Annotated in this window: 26 protein-coding genes; 16 read left to right on the plus strand and 10 right to left on the minus strand. The window is 70.1% G+C overall.

Annotation, left to right across the window (positions count from 1 at the left end; translation table 11 throughout):
- Nucleotides 1-108: 108 nt before the first annotated feature.
- The gene (gene glgA / locus AC0HI0_RS39885) at nucleotides 109-1,269 is read right to left on the minus strand and encodes a glycogen synthase (protein ID WP_480928641.1); all 1,161 of its coding nucleotides are present in this window, start codon (nucleotides 1,267-1,269) and stop codon (nucleotides 109-111) included.
- Nucleotides 1,270-1,373: 104 nt separating this feature from the next.
- Here glgA and glgC point away from each other — a divergent pair, with 104 nt between their 5' ends.
- The gene (glgC, locus tag AC0HI0_RS39890) at nucleotides 1,374-2,588 is read left to right on the plus strand and encodes a glucose-1-phosphate adenylyltransferase (protein WP_480928642.1); all 1,215 of its coding nucleotides are present in this window, start codon (nucleotides 1,374-1,376) and stop codon (nucleotides 2,586-2,588) included.
- Here glgC and AC0HI0_RS39895 read toward each other — a convergent pair.
- Complete coding sequence (locus tag AC0HI0_RS39895; protein WP_480928643.1) at nucleotides 2,575-2,955, minus strand: cupin domain-containing protein; 381 nt, start codon at nucleotides 2,953-2,955, stop codon at nucleotides 2,575-2,577. The genes glgC and AC0HI0_RS39895 overlap by 14 nt on opposite strands.
- Before the next feature lie 53 nt (nucleotides 2,956-3,008).
- On the opposite strand from AC0HI0_RS39895, the gene AC0HI0_RS39900 reads away from it, so the two are divergent.
- Nucleotides 3,009-3,974, plus strand: a complete 966-nt coding sequence (locus tag AC0HI0_RS39900) for a helix-turn-helix domain-containing protein (protein WP_480928644.1) — start codon at nucleotides 3,009-3,011, stop codon at nucleotides 3,972-3,974.
- A gap of 8 nt (nucleotides 3,975-3,982) precedes the next feature.
- On the opposite strand, the gene AC0HI0_RS39905 is transcribed toward AC0HI0_RS39900, so the two are convergent.
- Entirely contained in the window at nucleotides 3,983-4,609 is a 627-nt protein-coding gene (locus tag AC0HI0_RS39905) for an O-methyltransferase (RefSeq protein WP_480928645.1), read from the minus strand.
- A gap of 235 nt (nucleotides 4,610-4,844) precedes the next feature.
- Between AC0HI0_RS39905 and sigE the strand changes: the two genes are divergently transcribed.
- The 4 genes from sigE (at nucleotide 4,845) to tatB (ending at nucleotide 8,582) form a co-directional block, all read left to right on the plus strand.
- Nucleotides 4,845-5,417, plus strand: coding sequence for an RNA polymerase sigma factor SigE (gene sigE, locus AC0HI0_RS39910; RefSeq protein WP_015098323.1), 573 nt, complete (start codon nucleotides 4,845-4,847; stop codon nucleotides 5,415-5,417).
- A complete protein-coding gene (locus tag AC0HI0_RS39915; RefSeq protein ID WP_480928646.1) occupies nucleotides 5,414-6,055 on the plus strand; it encodes an anti-sigma factor family protein in 642 nt (213 codons plus the stop codon). Before sigE ends, AC0HI0_RS39915 begins: the two co-directional genes overlap by 4 nt.
- Before the next feature lie 526 nt (nucleotides 6,056-6,581).
- Nucleotides 6,582-8,120 (plus strand): S1C family serine protease, encoded by a 1,539-nt coding sequence (locus AC0HI0_RS39920; RefSeq protein ID WP_480928647.1) that lies wholly within the window; start codon nucleotides 6,582-6,584, stop codon nucleotides 8,118-8,120.
- Nucleotides 8,121-8,165: 45 nt separating this feature from the next.
- Nucleotides 8,166-8,582, plus strand: coding sequence for a Sec-independent protein translocase protein TatB (gene tatB, locus AC0HI0_RS39925; protein WP_480928648.1), 417 nt, complete (start codon nucleotides 8,166-8,168; stop codon nucleotides 8,580-8,582).
- A 799-nt stretch (nucleotides 8,583-9,381) separates the two neighbouring features.
- Here tatB and AC0HI0_RS39930 read toward each other — a convergent pair.
- Nucleotides 9,382-10,518, minus strand: coding sequence for an Mrp/NBP35 family ATP-binding protein (locus tag AC0HI0_RS39930; protein ID WP_480928649.1), 1,137 nt, complete (start codon nucleotides 10,516-10,518; stop codon nucleotides 9,382-9,384).
- Nucleotides 10,519-10,653: 135 nt separating this feature from the next.
- Here AC0HI0_RS39930 and AC0HI0_RS39935 point away from each other — a divergent pair, with 135 nt between their 5' ends.
- Nucleotides 10,654-11,115: a MarR family winged helix-turn-helix transcriptional regulator gene (locus tag AC0HI0_RS39935; RefSeq protein ID WP_480928650.1), complete on the plus strand. Its 462-nt coding sequence runs from the start codon at nucleotides 10,654-10,656 to the stop codon at nucleotides 11,113-11,115.
- An 80-nt stretch (nucleotides 11,116-11,195) separates the two neighbouring features.
- Here the strand turns inward: AC0HI0_RS39935 and AC0HI0_RS39940 are convergent, their stop codons facing one another.
- The 3 genes from AC0HI0_RS39940 to AC0HI0_RS39950 all read right to left on the minus strand — a co-directional run bounded on the left by AC0HI0_RS39940 (nucleotide 11,196) and on the right by AC0HI0_RS39950 (nucleotide 13,508).
- Nucleotides 11,196-11,702, minus strand: coding sequence for a DUF1003 domain-containing protein (locus AC0HI0_RS39940; RefSeq protein WP_480928651.1), 507 nt, complete (start codon nucleotides 11,700-11,702; stop codon nucleotides 11,196-11,198).
- Nucleotides 11,695-12,948, minus strand: coding sequence for a magnesium transporter MgtE N-terminal domain-containing protein (locus AC0HI0_RS39945; RefSeq protein ID WP_480928652.1), 1,254 nt, complete (start codon nucleotides 12,946-12,948; stop codon nucleotides 11,695-11,697). The genes AC0HI0_RS39940 and AC0HI0_RS39945 overlap by 8 nt, the downstream gene beginning before the upstream one ends.
- Before the next feature lie 104 nt (nucleotides 12,949-13,052).
- Nucleotides 13,053-13,508, minus strand: a complete 456-nt coding sequence (locus tag AC0HI0_RS39950; RefSeq protein ID WP_480928653.1) for a GNAT family N-acetyltransferase — start codon at nucleotides 13,506-13,508, stop codon at nucleotides 13,053-13,055.
- A 40-nt stretch (nucleotides 13,509-13,548) separates the two neighbouring features.
- On the opposite strand from AC0HI0_RS39950, the gene AC0HI0_RS39955 reads away from it, so the two are divergent.
- Nucleotides 13,549-14,391: a PhzF family phenazine biosynthesis protein gene (locus tag AC0HI0_RS39955; protein WP_480928654.1), complete on the plus strand. Its 843-nt coding sequence runs from the start codon at nucleotides 13,549-13,551 to the stop codon at nucleotides 14,389-14,391.
- Nucleotides 14,392-14,412: 21 nt separating this feature from the next.
- On the opposite strand, the gene AC0HI0_RS39960 is transcribed toward AC0HI0_RS39955, so the two are convergent.
- Together AC0HI0_RS39960 and AC0HI0_RS39965 are read right to left on the minus strand one after the other, a co-directional pair.
- Complete coding sequence (locus AC0HI0_RS39960; protein ID WP_480928655.1) at nucleotides 14,413-15,267, minus strand: aminoglycoside phosphotransferase family protein; 855 nt, start codon at nucleotides 15,265-15,267, stop codon at nucleotides 14,413-14,415.
- Nucleotides 15,264-15,635: a hypothetical protein gene (locus AC0HI0_RS39965; RefSeq protein ID WP_480928656.1), complete on the minus strand. Its 372-nt coding sequence runs from the start codon at nucleotides 15,633-15,635 to the stop codon at nucleotides 15,264-15,266. Before AC0HI0_RS39965 ends, AC0HI0_RS39960 begins: the two co-directional genes overlap by 4 nt.
- 112 nt (nucleotides 15,636-15,747) lie before the next feature.
- Between AC0HI0_RS39965 and AC0HI0_RS39970 the strand changes: the two genes are divergently transcribed.
- Both AC0HI0_RS39970 and AC0HI0_RS39975 read left to right on the plus strand, forming a co-directional pair.
- Nucleotides 15,748-16,707 carry an HpcH/HpaI aldolase/citrate lyase family protein gene (locus AC0HI0_RS39970; protein ID WP_480928657.1) on the plus strand — a complete coding sequence of 320 codons (960 nt, stop codon included), beginning with the start codon at nucleotides 15,748-15,750 and terminating at the stop codon, nucleotides 16,705-16,707.
- A 137-nt stretch (nucleotides 16,708-16,844) separates the two neighbouring features.
- Complete coding sequence (locus tag AC0HI0_RS39975; RefSeq protein ID WP_480928658.1) at nucleotides 16,845-17,015, plus strand: hypothetical protein; 171 nt, start codon at nucleotides 16,845-16,847, stop codon at nucleotides 17,013-17,015.
- 104 nt (nucleotides 17,016-17,119) lie between these two features.
- Here AC0HI0_RS39975 and AC0HI0_RS39980 read toward each other — a convergent pair whose 3' ends face one another.
- Entirely contained in the window at nucleotides 17,120-17,419 is a 300-nt protein-coding gene (locus AC0HI0_RS39980) for a DUF4190 domain-containing protein (protein WP_480928659.1), read from the minus strand.
- A 144-nt stretch (nucleotides 17,420-17,563) separates the two neighbouring features.
- On the opposite strand from AC0HI0_RS39980, the gene AC0HI0_RS39985 reads away from it, so the two are divergent.
- From AC0HI0_RS39985 to AC0HI0_RS40010, 6 genes are all read left to right on the plus strand, one after another.
- Nucleotides 17,564-18,796, plus strand: coding sequence for an acyl-CoA dehydrogenase family protein (locus tag AC0HI0_RS39985; RefSeq protein WP_480928660.1), 1,233 nt, complete (start codon nucleotides 17,564-17,566; stop codon nucleotides 18,794-18,796).
- 692 nt (nucleotides 18,797-19,488) lie between these two features.
- Entirely contained in the window at nucleotides 19,489-20,025 is a 537-nt protein-coding gene (locus AC0HI0_RS39990; protein ID WP_480928661.1) for a YflT domain-containing protein, read from the plus strand.
- 175 nt (nucleotides 20,026-20,200) lie between these two features.
- A complete protein-coding gene (locus AC0HI0_RS39995; RefSeq protein WP_480928662.1) occupies nucleotides 20,201-21,442 on the plus strand; it encodes an ABC transporter substrate-binding protein in 1,242 nt (413 codons plus the stop codon).
- Entirely contained in the window at nucleotides 21,439-22,392 is a 954-nt protein-coding gene (locus tag AC0HI0_RS40000; protein ID WP_480928663.1) for a carbohydrate ABC transporter permease, read from the plus strand. The genes AC0HI0_RS39995 and AC0HI0_RS40000 overlap by 4 nt, the downstream gene beginning before the upstream one ends.
- Nucleotides 22,392-23,237: a carbohydrate ABC transporter permease gene (locus AC0HI0_RS40005; protein WP_480928664.1), complete on the plus strand. Its 846-nt coding sequence runs from the start codon at nucleotides 22,392-22,394 to the stop codon at nucleotides 23,235-23,237. Before AC0HI0_RS40000 ends, AC0HI0_RS40005 begins: the two co-directional genes overlap by 1 nt.
- 4 nt (nucleotides 23,238-23,241) lie before the next feature.
- Entirely contained in the window at nucleotides 23,242-24,426 is a 1,185-nt protein-coding gene (locus AC0HI0_RS40010) for an ABC transporter ATP-binding protein (protein WP_480928665.1), read from the plus strand.
- The last annotated feature ends 90 nt before the right edge of the window (nucleotides 24,427-24,516 follow it).

Raw genomic sequence — 24,516 nt, forward strand, 5'->3', positions numbered from 1 at the left:
AGTAGTCGATCCCCTACTGGTTAAAGGCGGTCACCACGCGATCCGGTTGTCACGAACGGCTGTGACGGGCATCACCCATCACCTGTCGACCGGTGACCCGACGCGCGGTCAGGCCACGCCCAGCGCCGCCCGGTAGACCGCCACGGTCCGCTCCGCCACGTGCTCCCACGAGAACTCGCGGACCGCGCGCTCCCGCCCGGCCTCGCCGAACGCCCGCGCCCGCGCCGGATCGGCCAGCACCTCGTTCACCGCGTCCGCCAACCCGACCCGGAACGCCGCCACGTCGTCCTCGTCGTAGTGCACCAGCAGCCCGGTCCGGCCGTGCTCCACGACCTCCGGGATGCCGCCCACGTCCGAGGCCACGACGGCCGTCCCGCACGCCATCGCCTCCAGGTTCACGATCCCCAGCGGCTCGTAGACCGACGGGCACACGAACACCGCCGAGTGGCCGAGGATCTGCCGGACGTCCGCCGTGGGCAGCATCTCCCGGATCCACACCACGCCCGGCCGGGCCGCCGCGAGTTCGGCCACCGCCCGCCGGGTCTCCTCGGCGATCTCCGGCGTGTCCGGCGCGCCCGCGCACAGCACCACCTGCGCGTCGTGCGAGATCCGGTGCGCCGCGGCGACCAGGTGCCCGACGCCCTTCTGCCGGGTGATCCGCCCGACGAACGTCACGATCGGCCGGTCCGGATCGATCCCGTGCCGCTCCAGCGCGTCCACCTCGGGCACCGGCCGGTACCGCGCGGTGTCGATCCCGTTGCGCACCACGTGCACCCGCGCCGGGTCCAGCGCCGGGTAGCAGGCCAGCACGTCGGTCCGCATCCCCTCGCTCACCGCGATGATCGCGTCCGCCGCCTCGTACGCCGAGCGCTCCACCCACGACGAGATCCCGTAGCCACCGCCGAGCTGTTCGGCCTTCCACGGCCGGCGCGGTTCCAGCGAGTGCGCCGTCACCACGTGCGGCACGCCGTGCAGCAACTTGGCCAGGTGCCCCGCCAGGTTGGCGTACCAGGTGTGCGAGTGGGCGAGGTCCACGCCGCCCAGCGCGGCCGCGATCTCCAGGTCCGCGGACAGCACGCCCAACGCCGGGTTCGCCGCCGCCAACGCCGGAACCGGTTGGTAGGCAACGGCATCCGGGCGCGGCCCGCCGAACGCGTGCACGTCCACGTCGACCAGCTCGCGCAATCTCGGCACCAGAAAACCGACGTGCACGCCGGCCCCGCCGTAGACCTCCGGCGGGTACTCCCGTGTCAGCAGTCCAATTCGCACGCCGCCCACCGTAACCCCGGCCGGCGGGACGACCGGGTGAACAAGTCGGGTTGGCCTTCGCCGGCCGTTGGTGGGCCGGTGCCCGCCCGGTTAGGGTCGTTGTCGTGAAAGGGCAACCGCACGTACTAGGAATTGTCCTCGCCGGTGGCGAGGGCAAACGGTTGTGGCCGCTGACCGCGGACCGGGCAAAGCCCGCGGTGCCCTTCGGCGGTAACTACCGGCTCGTCGACTTCGTGCTGTCGAACCTCGTCAACGCCGGCTTCGTCCGGCTGTGCGTGCTGACCCAGTACAAGTCGCATTCACTCGACCGCCACATCTCGACCACGTGGCGGCTGTCCAACGTCCTGGGGCAGTACGTCACCCCGGTGCCCGCCCAGCAACGCCTCGGCCCGCGCTGGTACACCGGCAGCGCCGACGCGATCTTCCAGAGCCTCAACCTCGTCAACGACGAGAAACCGGACCACGTGGTGATCTTCGGCGCGGACCACGTGTACCGGATGGACCCCGGCATGATGGTCGACCGGCACATCGAGACCGGCGCGGGCGTCACCGTGGCGGGCATCCGGGTGCCGCGCGCGGAGGCCAAGGCGTTCGGCTGCATCGACTCCGACGCGACCGGCCGGATCACCGGGTTCCTGGAGAAGCCGTCGGACCCGCCGCACGTGCCGGACGACCCCGAGGTCACCTTCGCCTCGATGGGCAACTACGTGTTCACCACGGAGGCCCTGATCGAGGCGCTGCGCGCGGACGCCGCCAACCCCGACTCGGACCACGACATGGGCGGCGACATCATCCCCATGCTGGTCGACCAGGGCCGCGCGCACGTCTACGACTTCGCCGACAACGCCGTGCCGGGGGAGACCGACCGCGACCGCGGCTACTGGCGCGACGTGGGCACCATCGACGCCTACTACGAGGCGCACATGGACCTGGTCTCGGTGAACCCGGTGTTCAACCTCTACAACCAGCTCTGGCCGATCCGCACCGCGACCCCGCCGCTGCCGCCGGCGAAGTTCATCGCGGGCGGCAGCGCCGAGGACTCCATGGTCGGCCCGGGGTCGATCATCTCCGGCACCGTCCACGGCTCGGTGGTCTCCTCCGACGTCGTGGTCGAGTCGGGTTCGGTGGTGCAGGGCAGCGTCCTGCTGCCGGGCGTGCGCATCGGCCGCGGCGCGGTGGTCCGCCGGGCCATCCTGGACAAGAACGTGGTGGTCCCGGACGGCGCGCTGATCGGCGTCGACCCGGCCACCGACCGGCAGCGCTACACCGTCTCGGCGGCCGGCGTGACCGTGCTGGGCAAGGGCGTCACGGCAGCCTGAGGGCGTGGCCGGTGGTCGCGTCGACGTGGTCGGGGACCTCTTCGAGGGGGTCCCCGACGGTCGAGGTGCCGGAGGGCTCGAACAGGATGATCTGCGCGCCGCGCTCGGACGACGGCTTGTGCTCGGCCCCGCGCGGGACCACGAACACGTCACCTCGTCGCAGGTGGACCGTCCGGTCGCGCAGCGCGATGTCCAACTCGCCCTCGACCACCATGAAGAACTCGTCGGTCTCCGGGTGCGAGTGCCACAGGTGCTCGCCCTTCACCTTCGTCACGCGGACGTCGTAGTCGTTGACGGTCGCCACGATCCGCGGGCTCCACAACGCGTCGAAGCTCGCCAACGCCGCTCCGATGTTCACCGGTTCCATGAATCCCATGCTCCGGCCCCTCGCCCGGCGTCGGTGAGTGCTATGAATCGCACATGCCGCCTGATTCCTCGCACCGGGTCGTGATGATCGTCGACCACGGCTCGAACCCGTTCGAGATGGGCGTGGCGACCGAGTTGTTCGGCCTGCGCCGCCCCGAACTCGGCGACCGCCCGTGGTACGACTTCACGCTCTGCGCCCCCGGCCCGATCACCATGAACAGCGGCTTCTTCACCCTCTCCGGCGTGCCGGACCTGTCGGCCACCGAAACCGCGGACACCCTGATCGTCTCCAACCGCCCCGACGCGCCGACCCGCCCGCCCGAACCGCTCCTGGACGCCATCCGCCGGGCCCACGCCCGGGGCGCGCGCCTGGTCAGCTTCTGCACCGGGGCCTTCACCCTCGCCCACGCGGGCGTGCTGGACGGCAGGCGGGCCACCACCCACTGGCAGTGGGCCGACGCGTTCCGGACCCTGTTCCCGGCCGTCGACCTGGTCCCGGACGTCCTCTACGTGGACGACGACGACGTCCACACCGCCGCCGGCAGCGCCGCCGCCCTCGACCTCGCCCTGCACCTGATCCGCCGGGACCACGGGGCCGAGGTCGCCAACACCGTCTCCCGCCGCCTGGTCTTCGCCGCCCACCGCGACGGCGGCCAGCGCCAGTTCGTGAAGCGCCCGGTGCCCCCGGTCCGGGACGACACCCTCGCCTCGCTGCTCACGTGGGTCCGCGCCCACCTGGCCGAGCCCCTGACGGTCACCGCGATCGCCGCGCGGTCGAACCTGAGCCCGGCCACCCTGCACCGCCGCTTCCAGGGCGAACTCGGCACGACTCCACTCGCCTGGCTGACCGCCGAACGAGTGGACCTGGCCCGTTCCTTGATCGAACGCGGCGAAACCCGCCTGGACGTCGTCGCCCGCCGCTCCGGCCTGGGCTCCCCGTCCAACCTCAGGGCCCAGCTGCGCCGGCGGACCGGCCTGACCCCCACCGCCTACCGCCGGCGGTTCGGCCCGGCGGCCTGAACCGGCGCTCAGTCCACCTTCGCCGCGACCAGCAACCCGTCGCCCAGGGGCAGGATCACCGGCACCAGCCGATCGTCGTCGCGCACGGACCGCGCCACCTCGCGCATCGCCGTGGTCGCCGGGTCCCGGTGCGAGGCGTCGGCCACCCGCCCCTTCCACAGCACGTTGTCGAACGCGATCACGCCACCCGGCCGCAGCAGCCGCACGCCCTCTTCCAGGTACTTCGGGTACTCGGGCTTGGCCGCGTCCACGAAGACCAGGTCGTACGCGCCGTCGGTCAGCCGGGGCAGCACGTCCAGCGCCTGGCCCATGATCAACCGGGTCCGGGACACCGCGATGCCCGCCTCGGCGAACGCCACCCGGGCCACCCGCTGGTGCTCGGGCTCGACGTCGATCGAGGTCAGCACGCCCGCCGCGGGCATGCCGCCGAGCAGGTACAGCGAGCCGACGCCCGCGCCCGTGCCGACCTCCACCACGGCCCTGGCCTGCAACGCGGCCGCCAGGAACCGCAGTGCCGCGCCACCACCGGGCAGGATCGGCACGCAGCCCAAGTCGACTCCCCGTGCCCGGGCGGCCGCGGTCACGGCGTCCTCGGGCAGGTAGCCCTCCACGTACTCGCGCAGCGGCGCATCCACAGCCAGAGGTTAACGCCGGACGCGGCGAATCGGGTGAATCTCCCGCGCACCGGAATTCTCAGCGTGCTCTCAGCCGACTCTCACCATGGTTATAAGGGAGCCGGTCAGTCTGGTCCCAGCGCGGGACCGCAGGGGAACAGGTTCCGGCGCAGGACCCACGGGGAACACGTGAGCCGCAGCGAACGTTGAACCGTGCAGCAGGGCAGCCAGCCCACTGGAGGTGCTTCACCGCCCGATGCCAACGCAGCCGTATACCGCCACAGCTCCCATCGACGACACGGAATGGATCGTGCCGACGTGGGACCAGGTCGTCCGCGACCACGCCGACCGGGTGTACCGGCTGGCCTACCGCCTGACCGGCAACCAGCACGACGCCGAGGACCTCACCCAGGAGACGTTCATCCGGGTGTTCCGCTCCCTCGCGTCGTACCAGCCGGGCACGTTCGAAGGCTGGCTGCACCGCATCACCACGAACCTGTTCCTCGACATGGTCCGCCGCCGCTCCAAGTTCCGCATGGAGGGCCTGCCCGACGACGCCGACCGCGTCGCGGGCGACGACCCGTCACCCGAACAGGTATACACCGACACCCACTTGGATCCGGATCTCCAGGCCGCGCTCGACGAGTTGCCCCCGGACTTCCGCGCGGCAGTAGTGTTGTGTGACGTCGAAGGGTTGTCGTACGAGGAGATCGGCGCGACCCTCGGCGTGAAGCTGGGTACCGTGAGGAGCAGGATCCACCGGGGCCGCCAGGCCCTGCGCGCCTCACTGGAACGCCGACGGGGTCTGGTTCGGGAGGACTCTGCATGACCGATCTGCGAGGTTGGGGACTGCCCGAGCAGCACCTGCTGCCCGACGCGGTCGTCGCCTTCGTCGACGGCGAGCTGTCGGCTTCGGCGCACGGCCGGGCGTCCGCGCACCTGGCGCGCTGCCCGTTCTGCGCGGCGGAGACCTACTCGCAGCAACAGGCGAGGACGGCGGTCCGCGCGGCCGAGACCCCGTGCGCCCCGGCGGGCCTGCTGGCCAAACTGGGCGCGATCCCGCAAGAGGTCGACCTGCCCAGCGCCCCCGACGGCCTGGCGGTCACCGAGGACGGCCAACTCGTGACCGTCCAACGCCCGGACCGGGTGACCTTCGGCACCGGCCCGGTCCTGGGCCAGAGCCGCCCCTTCGGCACCGGCAGCCGTTTCGGCAGCCGAGCCCGCCAAGGGGCGGGCGTAGTCGTCTCGGGCCTCATGCTGGGAGCCCTCGCCCTGGTCGTCCCAGGCAGCGAAGACCCGGCCTCCACCCCGGCCCAAGGCACCGCCACACCCCCACCCCCCGTGGTAGCCCCACCGCTGGTGGGCGACGGCGGACACCCGGGCGACGTCCTGCGCCCCGTCTCCACGGACACGGGCCCCAGGTCCAACCCCCACCGCCCGGCCGACAACGCCCTGCTGGGCCGCTGACAGCCGCCCCACCTTCCGTCCCTGACGCGCCCCACCCCCGGGCCGCCCCTGGCACCGAACACCGGCCGCCGCACCTCCGTCACACCACCCCGCACGGCCGCCTCGCTGCCGCCACCCGCCTCAGCGGCCGCTTCCGCTTGCCTCCACCACTTCCCGCTCCGCCCGGGCGCGCTCCACCACTTCTCGCCCCTTCGGCTCGCGCCCTCCGGCTTGTGCCCCTTCAGTCCATGCCCTTCGGCTCGTGCCCCGTCAGTCCATTCCCTTCAAGTCCGTGCCGTTCCAGTTCGTGCCGTTCCAGTTCGTGCCCCACCAGCCCCCGCTGACGACAACTTCACCGATCACCGGGCACGATTAGCCCGGCACCAGGGGTGATCCGGCACCGCAGGGCGGCACGACAGGGCGATATGACAGGGCGGCACGACAGGCGACGACTCCACCGCCTTACCGTCCAGATCGCCGTACCGTCCAGATCGCCGGACCACACTCCGTGCCAGACAGACCAGGCAACACCGACGTGCGGGGAGCGATGAGCGAGCCACAGCAGGGCAACGGAACCCCCAGGTCCGGCGTGGACGACGGGGCCCACCGCAGGCTGGCTCCGCGCCCCCTGAACCGTCCCGCCGTGGACCCGGGCCAGACAGCCGTCTTCGGCCGCCCGCCAGGCGTACCCGGCGCGTTCGCCGACCGCCGCAACCAGCCCCACACCACCCAGAACGGCAACGGTGCCCCGCACCTCGCCCCACCCCCGCCCGAGGCCCTGACCACGGCTTTCGGCCGTCCGCAGGGCACGTCCGAACTGCTCCAGCGCCCACCGCTCGACCTCAACGGCGAACCCGAGGTGGAACCGGTCTTCTGGGAGGGCAAACCGGCGGGCGACTCGTGGCGCGACCCGAGCGCCGGTGCCGTGATCGGCCCCCCGGCCGTGACCGAGGAGCCCGAGAAGGCCCCGACGACCACGTCCGCCACCCCCGGTCCGCAACTGAGCGTCCCCGAACTCCTCTTCGGCCGACGGGTCAAGCCCACCGGGCTGATCCTGCTGATGGTCGCCGCCCTGGTGGTCGGCGCGGTGGGTGGCGTCGTCGGCTGGCTGGCCGGCAAGGTCGGCAACCCCCTGACCGACGGCGGCGTGACGCTCGCCGAGGTGCAACCGGGCAAGGAACGCCCGGTCGGCTCGGTGGCCGACATCGCCAAGCGGGTGACCCCGAGCGTCGTGTCCATCGAGTTCAAGGGCGCGAACGTGGCCGGCGTCGGTTCGGGCGTCGTGATCGAGGGCGGCGGCTACATCCTCACCAACGACCACGTGGTCGCGCCGGCCGTGCAGGACACGTCCGCCAAGCTCACCGTCGTGTTCACCGACGGCAAGCGCGCGGTCGCCCAGGTCGTCGGCCGCGACCCGAAAACCGACCTGGCCGTGATCAAGGTCCAGGTCGACAACCCCACCGTGCTCCAGTTCGGCAACTCGGACGAACTCGCCGTCGGCGACGCGGTCCTGGCGATCGGCTCCCCGCTGTCCCTGTCGAACACCGTGACCGAGGGCATCGTCAGCGCCCTGCACCGCCCCGTCACGGCGGCGGGGGAGAACGGCGGCCCCCAGGTCACCTACGACGCGATCCAGACCGACGCCGCCATCAACCCGGGCAACTCGGGCGGTGCCCTGGTCGACTCGTCCGGGACGCTGGTCGGCATCAACTCGTCCATCCGCACCGAAACCGGCGGCTCGGTCGGCCTGGGGTTCGCGATCTCCGGCAACTACGCCCGCAAGGTCTCGCAGGCCCTCATCCGCGACGGCCAGGTGAAGCACGCGGACATGAACCTCAACGTGCGGTCGGTCTCCGCGGAGACGGCGGAAGGCGCGAAGGTCCAGAACGTCCTGGAGGGCGGCGCGGCAGCCGCCGCCGGCATCCAGGAGGAGGACGTGATCACGAGGGTCGGCGACCGCATGGTCCGCAACGCGGCCGAACTGACCGTAGCCGTGCGCAACCACGAAATCGGAGACACGATCCCGGTCGTACTGGCCAGGCAGGGACGCGAGCTGACCGTGCAGGTGACGCTGCGGTCGGACTGACGGCTAGTCTGGCAACGGGCGGCAGTCGGCGGAGGTGACAGGCGAGTGTTCGACAGCATCGGCTGGGTAGAGATCCTCATCATCGTGGTCGCGGGCCTGTTCATCCTGGGCCCGGAACGCCTACCCTCAGCCGCCGCGTGGGTGGGCAAGACGATCCGCCAGGTACGCGAATACGCGACGGGCGCACGAGACCAACTGAAGCAGGAGATGGGCCCCGAGTTCGACCAGCTGCGCAAGCCACTGGAAGACCTCCGGGAACTACGCAACTTCGACCCGAAACGGGCCATCACCAAACACCTGTGGGACGACGTCCCGACGAACGGCAACAGCACAAAGCCCAACGGCTTCTCAACGGGCCCCCACACAACAACCCCCCAAGGCCCGACAGGCGCCCGTGAACGGGAACGCGAACGCCCACTACAACAAGGCGAACGCCCCCCATACGACCCGGACGCCACGTAGAAAAAACACAAAAAGGCGCGCACCCGCCCAGGTGCGCGCCTTTCCGTGCGCCAGCACACCCCACCCAAAGAGTCGTGTCATCCCCGTATGGCCCGCGCGCCAGCGAACCGCGCTTGAGTGGGTAGTGCAAGCACGCCTTTCGCTTGCACTACCCACTCAAGGGTGGTTGTCTCCGACCGGGCCATACGGGGATGACACGACGACCCGCTTTTCAGTCATCCTCGGCGGCTCGCCCGTCCGGCGAGGACTCTTTAAACCGCAACAAAACCACTGTCCAGGGCCCCACGACCCACTCAGCTGCGGCGCCCCGCTCAGTCACGGCCCCCGGCAGGGCTCCAAGAGCCGATCAGCCACGGCCCCGGCAGGGCCCCAAGAGCCACTCAGCCACGGCCTCCGGCAAGGCCCCAAGAATCGCTCAGTCATGGCCCCGGCTCCCTGGCGAGGGCTTCAAGAACCACTCAGTCATGGCCTCCGGCCCCCGACACCATCATCCCACGAGGCACCGACAATCCCTCCGGCGCAACCTGAGAGCCGTGCCCCCGGAATCGCACAAAGCCCAAGAACCGCCCACCGCAGGCCGTCCGCCGACCACTGATCCAGCCGACCACTGATCCAGCCGACCACTGATCCAGCCGACCACCGATCCCGCCGACCGCCGATCCCGCCACGGCCACGCCAGACAAACACGCGACCGCAATCCCAGCGGCTCAGCTGAACATGAACAAGCAACACGATCAGCGAGACGCGCAACCAGCAGTCGCCAACCCGAACTCGATCCCGCTCACGCACCGAGAAGGAGTCAGCGCCCAGCCGGCGACACGTTCAACAACCGTCCGGCGAGCCCACGTGACCGGACCGACAGCTTCGACGCCACGGAAGTCAGCACCTGCGCCGCAGCCGAAGTGGGTGCCGCCAACACGATCGGCGTGCCCTCGTCACCCTGCTCCCGCAACCGCGGATCCAACGGCACCTGACCCAGCAACGGCACCTCGGCCCCCACCGCCTGGGTCAACGACGCCGCCACCGCCTCCCCGCCACCGCTGCCGAACACGTCCATCCGCGACCCGTCCGGCAACTCCAGCCACGACATGTTCTCGATCACCCCGGCCACCCGCTGCCGCGTCTGCAACGCGATCGACCCGGCCCGCTCCGCGACCTCCGCCGCGGCCTGCTGGGGCGTGGTCACCACGAGGATCTCCGCGTTGGGCACCAGCTGCGCCACCGAGATCGCCACGTCGCCGGTCCCCGGCGGCAGGTCCATCAGCAGCACGTCGAGGTCTCCCCAGAACACGTCCGCCAGGAACTGCTGCAACGCCCGGTGCAGCATCGGCCCGCGCCACACCACCGGGGTGTTGCCGGAGGTGAACATGCCGATCGAGATCAGCTTCACGCCGTGCGACTGCGGCGGCATGATCATCTTCTCGACCTGCGTGGGACGGGCGTCCGTGCCCAGCATCCGGGGGATCGAGTGCCCGTAGATGTCCGCGTCCACCACGCCGACCGACAACCCCCGGGCCGCCATCGCCACGGCCAGGTTGACCGTCACGCTCGACTTGCCCACACCGCCCTTGCCGGACGCGACGCAGTACACCCGCGTCAGCGATCCCGGCTGGGCGAACGGGATGACCGGCTCCTCCACGCCGCCGCGCAGCGACTTGCGCAGCTCGGTCCGCTGGGCGTCGCTCATCACGTCCAGCGCGACCCGCACCGACGACACCCCGTCCAGCGCCGACACGGCCGACGTCACGTCGGCGGTGATCTTGTCGCGCATGGGGCAGCCGGCGACGGTCAGGTAGACCTCGACGTCCACGACCCCGTCGGTCACCGACACCGACTTCACCATGCCCAGGTCGGTGATGGGCCGCCGGATTTCGGGGTCCTGGACCGAGGCCAGCGCCTTGTGCACGTCGTCAACGGTGGGAAGGGTCTGCGTCACTGGATCGCCTTCGATCGCCTACAGAGGAGAACGCCATGCTACGGCGGCGCGGCGCACCTCCAAGCTACCGGTAGGTCACCTCGAATTCGGGGCCAGCGCGAAGCCGGTTGCGTGCTTTCCGTAACATTGCTATCCGTGCCGGAAACCGGAAGTGCCCGGTTGCCCACCCGAACCGAGCTCGGTGTGTGGCGATCCTTCCTCCGGGCCCATGCGCGGCTCACTCGGATCCTGGAAGCCGAACTGATCGCCGAGCAGCGCCTATCGCTCGCGGCCTACGACGTCCTCGTGCAGCTCGCCGAGGCTCCGCAGTACCGACTGCGGATGACCGAACTGGCGGATGCCGTCCTGCTGTCGCGCTCCGGCGTGACCCGACTGGTCGACCGGCTGGAGCGCGCCGGTCTCGTGCTCCGGGAGCGCGCCGACGGCGACGGCCGCGGTGTCGTCGCCGTCCTGACACCTCTCGGCCTGGACCGGCTGCGCATCGCGTCGGGCACCCACATGACCGGTGTGGTGCACCACTTCGCCGAGGTGTTCAGCCGCGCCGAGCTGGAGGCTTTCGGGCGGTCCTGCGACCGTCTCGCCACCGAGGAGCCCTGACCTCCCACCCACCCCGACCTCACCCCACCCCGACCACGTCCCACCCCGACCACCACCACCCGACCACGCCGGGGCAAGAGCTAGGACGGCACGTCGTCCCACCGCGGATCGTCCTTGAGCGCCTTGCGCCGCTGCTCGCGGAACACCCGGTCCAACTCGCCGCGCAGGAAGTCCCGCGTCGCGACCTCCCCGAGAGCGAGCCGCAACGCGGCCAGCTCCCGCGCCATGTACTCGGTGTCGGCCTTGGTCTGGGCGGCCCGCGCCCGGTCCTCCTCCAACGACACCCGGTCCCGGTCGTCCTGCCGGTTCTGGGCGAGCAGGATCAACGGCGCGGCGTACGCGGCCTGCGTGGAGAACGCCAGGTTGAGCAGGATGAACGGGTACGGGTCCCACTGGAGGGACACCGCGACCAGGTTCAGCGTGATCCACACGATCACGATCAGCGTCTGCCAGAACAGGAACTTCCCGGTGCCGAGGAACCGGGCGAGGCGCTCGGAGAACCGCCCGAACGCCTCCGGGTCGAGTTCGAACCGGAACCGGCCGGGCCGGCGCGGCTGGTCGAGTCGGCGGCGTGGCAGCTCAGGCATGGGTCAGCCCCGTTTCCCGCCAGTTGTCCGGCAGCAGGTGGTCGAGCACGTCGTCCACGGTCACCGCGCCCAGCAGGTGGTCGGTCTCGTCCACGACCGGCCCGCACACCAGGTTGTACGCGGCGAAGTACCTGGTCACCTCGCTGAGCGAGGCGTCGGGGGTCAACGTCGCCAGATCCGTGTCGAGCACACCGGCCACCAGGTCGGACGGTGGTTCCCGCAGCAGCCGCTGGATGTGCACGCACCCGAGGTACCGCCCGGTGGGCGTGGCGGTCGGCGGCCGGCACACGAACACCATGCTGGCCAGGGCCGGGGTGAGGTCCGGGTTGCGCACGTGGGCCAGCGCCTCGGCCACCGTGGCGTCCGGGGCCAGCACCACCGGTTCCGGCGTCATCAACCCGCCCGCGGTGTCGAAGCTGTACTCCAGCAGGCGTTTCACCGGCTCCGACTCCTCCGGCTCCATCAGGTCGAGCAGCCGGTCCTTGTCCCGCTCGGGCAGCTCGGCCAGCAGGTCGGCGGCGTCGTCGGGGTTCATCGCCTCCAGCACGTCCGCCGCGCGCTCCTCGTCCAGGTGCGCCAGCAGGTCCTTCTGGTCGTCCTCGGGCAGTTCCTCGATCACGTCGGCCAGCCGCTCGTCGTCGAGCGCCTCGGCCACCTCGTACCGCCGCTTCACCGGCAGGCTGTGCAGCGCGAGCGCGACGTCCGCCGCCCGCATCGTCTCGAAGATCGCCACCAGGTGTTGCGCGCCCTGCGGCTGCCCGGCGATCTCGGTGACCGACAGCCCGGTCAGCTCGTCCCACCGCAGCACCTGCACCGGCCCGCGCCGCGCCAGACGTCCGGTGCGCTCCCGCACCGCGACCCGGGTCATCCGCCAGTCGCGGGTCCGGGTCGGCTCCATGGCGGCGTCCACGAGCACCGCGTCCGCGCCGGCGTCGGTGCGCACGCGGGCGTCCAGCAGTTCGCCGACCACCAGGACCTCGTTGGTGCGCTGGTGGAAGTGCCGGAGGTTGACCGACCCGGTGGCGAGCGTCACGGCGTTCGGCTCGATCGAGGTGACCCGCAGCATCGGCACGAAGATCCGCCGCCGGGTGGCCAGTTCGAGCACCAGACCCAGCACGCGCGGCGGCTGCCGGTCCACGCGCAACCCGATCACCAGGTCACGCACCTTGCCGATGGATTCCCCGTCGGGCCCGAACACGGGCAGTCCGGCGAGTTGAGCGGCGAAAACCCGGTTCACGGCGACCACCCGGTCAGGCTAACCAAGGTCAGCTCCACCCGCCTCTCTCCGCTCGCCTCTCCACCCAACGCCCCACCTCCCGCCGGCCTGGGCCCGGCGAGCCTGGGCGAGCGTCACAGCCGGGCCTGGAGGAACTGCGGCAACACCGCGAACCCGTGCCGCAGGTACACCGGGATCGCCCGTTTGCTGGAGTGCACCGTCACCCGGTCCACCCCGAGGTCCGCCGCCAGCGCGAGCACCGCGTCCACCAGCCGCCCGCCGATCCCGTTCGACCGCAACTCCGGCAGGACGTACACCGACTGCACGTCCGCCGACCGCCGCTCGAACTTGCGCGGGTGCGGCACGCGCGCGACCAGCACGAGCCACGCCATCCCCACGACCCGCTCGCCGCGCACCGCCACGACGCACCGGTGCGACGGGTGCTCCGCCGCCCACGCCGTGAACCGCGGCACGAACTCGGCCAACCCCAGGGGTGGCGTCCCGTGCAACTCCTCCACCCACCGCCACCGCAGTGTGGCGACGGCGTTCATCCGATCCGGTCCGGCAGGCTCGATCACGACGGGGTCCACGTCCCGATGATCCCGCCGAACCGGGTCTAGGGTCGCCCCCGTGCGGAAATACGACGTGGTGGACGTGTTCACCGACCGCCCGTTCGCGGGCAACCCGCTGGCGGTCGTGCACGACGCCGAAGACCTGTCCGACCGGCAGATGCAGGCCATCGCGCACGAGTTCGGCCTGTCCGAGACCGCGTTCCCGCTGCCGCCCACCGATCCCGCCGCCCACTACCGGGTGCGCATCTTCACGCCGCTCACCGAGATGCCGTTCGCGGGCCTGCCCAGCATCGGCACGGCGTGGCTGTTGGCCTCCAGAGGGGTCGTACCGCACGGCACCGTCGTCCAGCAGACGGCCCTCGGCCTGCACGACGTCCGGGTCGACGCCGACCGGGCGACCCTCGCCGGCGACGCGCCCGTCATCGGCGACTACCTCGACCCGGCCCCGCTGGCGAACGCGCTCGGCCTGTTCCTGTCCGATGTGGACACCCACGCCGAAGCCGGGGTGGCCGGCGCGGGCGTGGACTTCACCTTCCTGCCGGTTCGCGCGGACGCGGTGACCCGGGCCGAGGCGCGCGCCGATCTCGCCGAGCACGTGCGGGGGCGCGGCCTGGTGCCGGTGTCGTTCGTCGACGGTGTGGCGCACGTGCGGATGTTCCGCGTGACCGGTGGCGAGGACCCGGCCACCGGGTCGGCGGCGCTCGCGCTGGGCGGGTGGTTGGCCGATCGCGGGCTCCTCCCCGGCGACGGCGAGCACAAGATCGTGGTGAAACAAGGCGAAGAGTTGAACCGTCCGTCTACTTTGGACTGCTCGGTCACCACCGCGGGCGGGGTCGCGACGCACGTGGCGGTCGGCGGGAAGGTCGTCCCGGTCGCCGAAGGCCGGATCCGGGTGCCCTGACCCGGACTCCCGGCCGGCACCTCACCCCAGCGCCCGCGCGATCCGCTCGCACGACGCGGCCATCGCGGACTCGCCCGCTTCCGCGCACCACAGCCAGTTGTCGACCGCCCGGTACAACGTCCACAGCCGCGCCCGCTCCGCGTCCAACTCGCCCAGCTCGCACAACGCGGCCAGCCTGTCCAGCAGGCCGCGCTCGCCGTCGGCCTCGGCGGCCCGGTTCCACAGCAACGGGATCACGCCGAACTCCCGGTCCCCGGCGATCGGCTTCGGGTCGATCATCAGCCACGGCTCGCGGTCGGCGCGCAGCACGTTCTCGTAGTGCAGGTCCTGGTTGACCAGCGTGTTCCCGGCGGTGGCGGCGAGGTCGCGGCCGAGTTCGTCGGCCATCCCGACGTACCGCTCCGGCACGATCCCGCCCAGGTTCGCGTTCTCCTCGGCCAGGTCCTCGACGGTGATCCGGCGGAACTCCGGCGTGGCGGGCCGCCGCAGCCGCCGCAGCAGCCCGCCGGTGACCTCCAGGGCCTCTTCGACGGACGTGTCGAGCAGCGAACGGGTGTGGTCGAGGCGTTCCAGCAGCAGCGCGCCGCGCTCGTCGTCGTGGTCCAGCAGGCGCACCACGCCGTCACCGGCCCATGCCTTGAGCGCCAACGGTTCCTGCCGCGTCTCCTCGTCCAGCCAGGTCAGCTTCAGCACGGCGCCGCCGCCGTCCGCGCGCCGCACCGGGAGCACGACGGCGACGTGGCCGTGCATGAGGTCGCCGTCCGGGGCCAGTTCCCAGCGGGCGCAGAACTCCGTCGCCAGCGCGGGCAGGGTGCCCCGCCACGCCAGCACGTCGTCGCCGTGGTCGACCGCGAAATCCGGGGGCACGGTGATCACGCGGGCGCCCCGGAGGACTCCTCGGACGGCTGCGCGGTCGGTGCCAAGCGGTAGACCGAGTCCCACGCGGGCGCGGTGTTCAGCCGGGCGGCGCGCAGAGCGGCGGCGGTGTCGTCGTCCGGGCTGGTCAGCCGTGCCGTCGCCGCGACGGTGACCAGGTGCGAGTGCGTCGACGGCGAGCGCACGGTCAGCGTGCACGCGACACCGTCGGCCAGGCCGGGGACCTGCTGCTCGGTCCCGCCGACCGCCACCAGCACGGTGTCGTCCCGCCACAGCGCCCACACCAGGCGCGCGTCGTGCCCGGCGGGCGCGACCCACACCGCGGCCGCCTTCCGCAGCGCGTTGTCCAACACTCGGGTGATCTCCACCGGTCCAGCCTGCCACGGCCTGTGAGCCGGGACTCACGAAATAGCGGCCGACCACCCCGCGTGCCACCCTTCGCAGAACGAGAGTTACCGGCCGGTACGAGGAGGTACCCCAGTGGTCGACCAGCAGCGTCCCCGTCGCTCGTGTCTGGCCGTGCCCGGATCGAGCCAGAAGATGATCGACAAGGCCCGCACGCTGCCTGCGGACCAGGTGTTCCTGGACCTGGAGGACGCCTGCGCGCCGCTGGCCAAGCCGAGTGCCCGCAAGACCATCGTCGCGTCGCTGAACGAGGGCGACTGGGGTTCCCGGGCCAGGGTCGTCCGGGTCAACGACTGGACCACCGAGTGGACCTACCGCGACGTGACCGAGGTCGTGGAGGGCGCGGGCGCGAACCTGGACTGCATCATGCTGCCCAAGGTGCAGACCGCGCAGCAGGTGCACGCGCTGGACCTGCTGCTCACCCAGATCGAGAAGACGATGGGCTACGAGGTCGGCCGGATCGGCATCGAGGCGCAGATCGAGAACGCGCTGGGGCTGATCAACGTCAACGCGATCGCCACCGCGTCGCCGAGGGTGGAGACGATCATTTTCGGCCCGGCCGACTTCATGGCCTCGATCAACATGAAGTCCCTGGTGGTCGGCGAGCAGCCGCCCGGTTACGACGTCGGCGACGCGTACCACTACATCCTGATGCAGATCCTGATGGCCGCGCGCGCCCACGACAAGCAGGCCATCGACGGGCCGTACCTCCAGATCCGCGACGTGGACGGCTTCAAGCGGGTCGCCGGCCGGTCGGCCGCGCTCGGCTTCGACGGCAAGTGGGTGCTGCACCCCGGCCAGATCGACGCGGCGAACGAGGTGTTCAGCCCGAAGCAGGAGGACTACGACCACGCGGAGAACATCCTGGACGCGTACGACCACTACACGTCCGAGGCCGGCGGGAAGCGCGGCGCGGTCATGCTCGGCGACGAGATGATCGACGAGGCGTCGCGGAAGATGGCCCTGGTGATCTCGTCCAAGGGGCGCGCGGCGGGCATGTCCCGGACCGACGTGTGGGCACCGCCTGCGGAGTGAGCGCGCGGGTTTTTGGTACGTGGCAGTGACTTTCGGTGCCGGGGAGGCCACCGTGCGGTGGCCTCCCCGGTGAGCATTCCCACAAATCGCCGGGGAAAATGGCGATCAAGGGGTGGGGCGTGTGCATGGTGTTCCCCATGTCACGTTCCCGTAACGCGAGGCCCCGAATACGGCTGTTCCGTCGACGGCCCGCCGACGACCTGCTGGAACGCAGCTTCCGCACGTGTCCCGGGTGCTCGGCCGACGTCCACGTGTTCGCGGACGTGTGCCGGCACTGCGGTGGGGCGCTGGAGTTGCTGGGGGCCTGACGCCCGCCTGCGGGGGGCGCTGCTGCTGCCGACCAGGCTGAGCGGGGGTCGGGTTGAGCGGGGTCGGGTCGGGCTGAGTCGGGTCGGGCTGTGTCGGGTTGGGGTCAGGTCGTGAAGGTGAAGGTCGTCTGGAGGTCGTTGCCGTTCTTCACGATCCAGTAGACGGCCACCACCCAGAGGATCACCGCGATGATCCCGAGCAGCGTGAACACGACCCCCAGGATGAGCCCGGCGGTGGCCAGGCCCCGCCCGTCCTCGCCGGTGCGTTTGATCTGGTTGCGCGCGATGATCCCGAGCACGATCCCGGCTGGCGCGAACACGAACGCGCAGATCAGCGCGGCGATCGCCATCCCGTTGGTGCGTCGGGGCGGCGGGTAGTAGCCACCCTGCGGGTAGTAGGCCATGGAGCGATCCCCTCTAGGCAGTGGGGGCACAAGGTAACCCGCTGTTTCGGTTCAGCGGGTGGCGATGAGCACCTTCGTGACGCGAACGGGCGTTAACCCGGCCATACTCGCCGGTAACCTCGGGAGCTACGAAGGGATCGTGCGATGGCGCGCCTTGCCCAGACCGCTGGACTCACCGACATCCAGGAGGAGATCCTCTCCACGGTCCGCACCTTCGTGGACAAGGAGATCATCCCGCACGCGCAGGCGTTGGAGCACGGCGACACGTACCCCGCGGACATCGTCGAGGGCATGAAGGAGATGGGCCTGTTCGGGCTCACCATCCCCGAGGAGTTCGGCGGGCTCGGCGAGTCGCTGCTGACCTACGCGCTGGTGGTCGAGCAGATCGCGCGGGGGTGGATGTCGGTGTCGGGTGTGATCAACACGCACTTCATCGTCGCGCACATGCTCAAGCAGCACGGGACGCCGGAGCAGAAGCAGAAGTACCTGCCGCGCATGGCGACCGGTGAGGTGCGCGGGTCGTTCTCGATGTCCGAGCCGGAGTTGGGCTCGGACGTGGCCGCGATCCGGACGCGCGCTACGCGTTCTGGTTCTGGGTCTGAGGCGGGGGCCGGGGCTGGGGCTGGGGCTGGGTACGTGATCAACGGCCAGAAGATGTGGCTGACCAACGGCGGCACCTCCAACCTGACGGCGGTCCTGGTGAAGACCGACGAGGGTGAGGAGAAGGCGCACCGGAACCTGACGGCGTTCCTGGTCGAGAAGCCGGAGGGGTACGGGGAAGTCCTGCCCGGCCTGACCATCCCGGGCAAGATCGACAAGATGGGTTACAAGGGCGTCGACACCACGGAGATGGTGTTCGACGGCTTCGAGATCGGGGCGGATCAGGTGCTCGGTGGCACGACTGGGCAGGGCTTCCGGCACATGATGGACGGCGTCGAGGTCGGCCGGGTCAACGTCGCGGCGCGGGCGTGTGGGATCGCGTTGCGGTCGTTTGAACTGGCGATCGAGTACGCGCAGCAGCGCAAGACGTTCGGGAAGCCGATCGTGGAGCACCAGGCCATCGCGTTCAAGCTCGCGGAGATGGCGACCAAGGTCGAAGCCGCGCATTTGATGATGGTGAACGCGGCGCGGCTGAAGGATTCCGGCGCACGGAACGACGTCGAGGCCGGGATGGCCAAGTTGATCGCCTCCGAGTATTGCGCGGAGGTCACGCAGGAGGCGTTTCGGATTCATGGCGGGTATGGGTACTCGAAGGAGTACGAGATCGAGCGCCTGATGCGTGAGGCGCCGTTCCTGCTGATCGGTGAGGGGACCAGCGAGATCCAGAAGACCATCATCAGTCGTGGGCTCCTGCGGGACTATCGGTCGCGGGGTTGAGCCGGTGGCGGTTCTGTAGTCACGTGTAGTGGGTGCGGGATTGGTGGACGTGCGTTTTTTGTGCGTTCGGTCGGGTTGTTCGGGGTGGCTTGGCGATGTGAGTTCGGTGGTGTGGGAGTTCTTTCGTCGGTGTGAGATTTCTAGGGAGTCCTCGCCGGACGGGCGAGCCGCCGAGGATGACTGAAAGGCGGGTCGTCGTGTCATCCCCGTATGACCCGGTCGGAGACAACCACCCTTGAGTGGGTAGTGCAAGCGAAAGGCGTGCTTGCACTACCCACTCAAGCGCGGTTCGCTGGCGCGCGGGCCATACGGGGATGACACGACTCTTTGAGTGGGGTGTGCGCTGCGCGCGGGCTGGGTGTGAGTGGGGTGGTGTGAGTGGGGTGTGTGGGGTGGGTTCGCGGGCTGAAAGGGGGCATGGGGGCGGGTCCATGTGGTGGGGCGTGTGGTGGGGCGTGTGGTGGTGAGGTGCCTGGTTGGCTGATTGGGCGCTGTCTGGTTGGGGTTCTCGGCTGTCCGGTGGTGGGGGGACTGTCGCGTCGCTGCGCCATCGGTGCTGGTGGGAGTGGGTCTGGTGGGGGTTTTGGTCGTTGTGGTGAGCTGTTCCAGGTCACGGAAGCGTTGAGTTCCGGGTTACCCGTTTCGCGCTGTTCGCCCGCCCTTGGCAGGATGGGGGGTGATCAGCAGAAGAGGTGGTCTCCGTGACGAGTTCCTTCTCCGGTCAGAGCCGGCCAGGTGTGCCGCCGCGACTGCCCACGCCGCCCACCGGGTGGCCGATCGGCTCCTACGGCACCTACGAGGAGGCGCAGCGGGCCGTCGACTTCCTCGCCGACGGTGATTTCCCCGTCCAGGAGGTGACCATCGTGGGTGTCGACCTGATGCTCGTCGAACGGGTCACCGGCCGCCTCACGTGGGGGCGGGTGCTGGGGACCGGTGCCGCTTCGGGGGCCTGGTTCGGGTTGTTCGTCGGGGTGTTGTTGTCCTTGTTCAACACCAACGCCGGGGCCAGTTTCGGGCCGATCCTGGTCGGGCTGGTCGTCGGTGTCGGGTTCGGGTTGATCTTCGCCGCGGTCGGGTACGGGTCGGCTCGGGGCAAGCGGGACTTCCAGTCCGCCAGCCAGCTCGTCGCCGGGCGGTACGACGTGCTGTGCCAGCCCCGCAGTGCCGAGCGCGGGCGGGATCTGCTGGCCAAGCTCGCGATGCGGCCGTCCGACACGCCGAAGGACTAGAGGTTTCACTCTGGTGATCACCGGGTAGAGCCCTTCCGGGCTCCGGTGGTTGCGGCACCTGATCACCGGGCCTACGTTCGTTCCACCGGTCGGCCTCACGGCCCTCCGGTGGGGCACGACGAGGTGCCGGGCGCTGCGGTCTGGCTCCTCCGCTGTCGGGAAGGAGGCTGGGCCGATGACGCGTCATCGGTTGGCCGCCGTCGGGTGTGCCGCGCTGGTCGCGGCGTCCGGGCTGGCGGGGTGTGGCTCGGGTGACGGCGGGATCACCATCAACGTCTACAAATACCCGCAGGAGAACTTCCAGAAGATCGTCGACCGGTGCAACGAGGCCGCGGACGGCTACCGGATCGTCTACCACAAGCTGCCGCGCGAGGCCGACGGGCAGCGGGAGCAGCTGGTCCGCCGGCTCGCCGCCGAGGACGACGGGATGGACGTCCTCGCGCTGGACGTGACGTGGACCGCCGAGCTGGCCAAGGCCGGCTGGATCAAGGAGTTCACCGGGCAGGCCAAGTCCTCCGTGGAGGACGGCACCCTGTCGACCCCGCTGGAGACCGCCCGCTACGAGGGCAGGCTGTACGGCGCTCCGGACAACACCAACGTCCAACTCCTCTGGTACCGCAGTGACCTCGTCCCCACTCCGCCGAAGACCTGGGACGAGATGATCGAGATGGGCTCCCGGCTCAAGGCCCAGGGCAAGCCGGGCCTGGTCGAGGCGCAGGGCAAGCAGTACGAGGGCCTGGTCGTCCTGTTCAACACGCTGGTCAACTCCGCGGGCGGCGAGATCCTGGACGAGAACGGCACCAAGGCCGTCGTGGACGACGGCGCGGTGAAGGCTCTTGAGGTGTTGGAGAAGTTCGCCACGTCGGACGTGGCGGACCCGTCGTTCTCGAACTTCGCCGAGGACGACGCCAGGTTGGCGATGGAGGGCGGCAAGGCCGCGTTCATGCTGAACTGGCCGTTCGTCTACGCCGCCGCGCAGAAGAAGCCCGAGTTCGCGGCGAACTTCAAGTGGGCGCCGTACCCGTCGATCGACGGCGGGGACGCCAAGGTCACCGTCGGTGGCATCAACTACGCGGTCAGCGCGTTCACCAAGCACTCCGAGCAGTCGTTCGACGCGGTGACGTGCCTGCGCAGCGCGGAGAGCCAGAAGTTCGCGGCCATCAACGACGGTGTGCCGCCGACCATCGAATCGGTCTACGACGACCCGGAGATGGCCAAGCCGTACCCGATGAAGCAGGCCATCCTGGACACGCTGAAGAACGCGAGCGTCCGCCCGCGCACCCCGGCGTACCAGAACGTGTCGACGGTGATCTCCACGATCCTGTCGCCGCCCGGCGCCATCGACCCGAAGCCGACCGCGGAGCGGTTGCGCACCGAGTTGCAGAACGCGCTCGACTCCAAGGGGGTGCTGCCATGAGCCACGCGCTGTCCACGGAGAAGGACGAGCGGGCTCCGGAGGGCCGGAAGCCCGCGAAAGCCGTTCTCAGCGAGGGGAAGAAGGCGGAGCGGCGGCTCGGGTTGCTGCTGTGCGCGCCGGCCGTGCTGGTGATGGCGGCGGTGGCCGGGTGGCCGATCCTCTACTCGTTGTGGCTCTCGCTGCAGCGCTACGACCTGAAGTTCCCGGACCGCCAGGAGTTCGTCTGGTTCGACAACTACGTCACCGTGCTGTCCAACTCGTACTGGTGGAACGCGGTGTGGATCACGGTCGTGATCACCGTGGTGTCCGTGGTGATCGAGTTGGTGCTGGGCATGGCGCTGGCGCTGATCATGCACCGCACGCTGGTCGGCCGGGGGATCGTGCGCACGTCGACGCTGATCCCGTACGGCATCGTCACGGTGGTGGCGGCGTTCTCGTGGCGCTACGCCTGGACGCCGGGCACCGGCTACCTGGCCGAGTTGGTGGCGGGCGGCGAACCGGTGCTGACGCAGAAGATCCCGGCGCTGATGGTGGTCATCCTGGCCGAGATCTGGAAGACCACGCCGTTCATGGCGCTGCTGCTGATGGCGGGCCTGGCCCTGGTGCCCGACGACCTGCTCAAGGCGGCGGCGATGGACGGCGCGAACGCGTGGCAGCGGTTCACCAAGGTGATGGTGCCGGTGATGAAACCGGCGATCCTGGTGGCGCTGCTGTTCCGCACGCTGGACGCGTTCCGGGTGTTCGACAACCTGTTCGTGCTGACCGGCGGGTCGCAGGGCACGACGTCGGTGTCGATGATCGCCTACAACAACCTGATCAAGGGCCTGAACCTGGGCATCGGCTCGACCATGTCGGTGCTGATCTTCCTGATGGTGGCGCTGATCGCGTTCGTCTTCATCAAGCTGTTCGGCACCGCCGCGCCGGGCAGCGACAACGGGGGGAGGCGCTGATGGCGGGCATCGGCGGTGCCGAGACCGCGAGCCGCAAGGCGTGGTGGGCCGCGCTCAACGTCCTGGTGGTCGTGTACGCGCTGTTCCCCGTGGTGTGGATCGTCTCCCTGTCGTTCAAGACGAAGGAGACGTTGGCGGACGGCTCCTTCATCCCCAAGGAGTGGACGCTGGAGAACTACCGGTCCATCTTCGCCACCACGGAGTTCGTCCGGGCGCTGGTGAACTCGATCGGCATCGCGATCATCGCCACCACCATCGCGGTGGTGTTCGGCACGATGGCCGCGTACGCGATCGCCCGGCTGGACTTCCCCGGCAAGCGGGTGCTGGTCGGGATCTCCCTGCTGGTGTCGATGTTCCCGCAGATCTCGCTGATCTCGCCGCTGTTCGAGATCGAGCGGACGCTCGGGCTGTTCGACACCTGGCCGGGCCTGATCCTGCCCTACATCACCTTCGGGCTGCCGCTGGCGATCTACACGCTCTCGGCGTTCTTCCGGGAGATCCCGTGGGAGCTGGAGAAGGCGGCCAAGATGGACGGCGCGACGCCCGGTCAGGCGTTCCGCCGGGTGATCGCGCCGCTGGCCGCGCCGGGCGTGTTCACCACGGCCATCCTGGTGTTCATCTTCTGCTGGAACGACTTCCTGTTCGCGATCTCGCTGACCTCCACCGAGAACTCGCGCACGGTCCCGGTGGCGCTGTCGTTCTTCACCGGCAGCTCCCAGTTCGAGGACCCGACCGGGTCGATCGCCGCGGCCGCCGTGGTGATCACGATCCCGATCATCCTGTTCGTGTTGTTCTTCCAGCGTCGGATCGTCGCCGGGTTGACCTCCGGCGCCGTCAAGGGGTGAAGCAATGGCCGAGATCGTGCTGGACAAGGTGAGCAAGCAGTACCCCGACGGCGCAGTGGCCGTGCGGGACGTGGACATCGAGATCGCCGACGGCGAGTTCATCATCCTGGTGGGACCGTCCGGGTGCGGGAAGTCCACCACGCTCAACATGATCGCGGGGCTGGAGGACATCACCTCCGGCGAGCTGCGCATCGGCGGCGAGCGGGTCAACGAGCGCGCGCCCAAGGACCGCGACATCGCGATGGTGTTCCAGTCCTACGCGCTGTACCCGCACATGACGGTGAAGGAGAACATGGCCTTCCCGCTGCGGCTGGCGAAGGTCGACAACGCGACCGTGGAGAAGAAGGTCCGGGACGCGGCCGAGATCCTCGACCTGACCCAGCACCTGGACCGCAAGCCGTCCAACCTGTCCGGCGGCCAGCGCCAGCGGGTCGCGATGGGACGCGCGATCGTGCGCAGCCCCAAGGCGTTCCTGATGGACGAGCCGCTGTCCAACCTGGACGCGAAGCTGCGCGTGCAGATGCGGACCTCCGTGTCACGCCTGCAGAAGCAGCTGGGCACCACGATGGTGTACGTGACGCACGACCAGACCGAGGCGATGACCCTCGGCGACCGGGTGGTGGTGATGCGGGGCGGTTCGGTGCAGCAGATCGGCGCGCCGCAGTACCTCTACGACCACCCGGCCAACCTGTTCGTGGCGGGGTTCATCGGCTCGCCGTCGATGAACTTCGTGCCCGCCGCGCTGGAGGACGGGACGATCCGCTCGCCGCTGGGCGACGTCCGGCTGACCGACCGGGTGCGCGGGCTGCTGTCCGCCGCCGACGCGCCCCGCGAGGTGATCATGGGGCTGCGCCCGGAGCACTTCGAGGACGCCCGGTTGGTGGACGACGCGGTGCGCGAGCACGGCGTGACGTTCTCCAGCCACGTGGACGTGCTGGAGTCGATGGGCTCCGACAAGTACGCCTACTTCAGCCTGTCGGGTGAACAGGCCACGTCGGCGGAACTCGCCGAGCTGGCCGCCGACGCGGGCTCGGCGGACGTGCCCGGCGCCGGCATCTCGCTGGTCACCCGGCTCTCCGCCGCGTCCACGGCCACCGAGGGCGAGCAGGCGGACATCTGGTTCGACGCCGACAAGGTCCAGCTGTTCGACCCCGCCAGTGGCGCCAACCTCACCTATTCCGGCGATTGAGCGGCTCCGGGGGCCATCCGACGTGCGCGGATGGCCCCCATTTGCGGAAAGTCACGGGGAGTTACTGACCAGTCGAGACCATCGGCCGGG

It is taken from the genome of Saccharothrix sp. NBAS 001 (assembly GCF_056640475.1).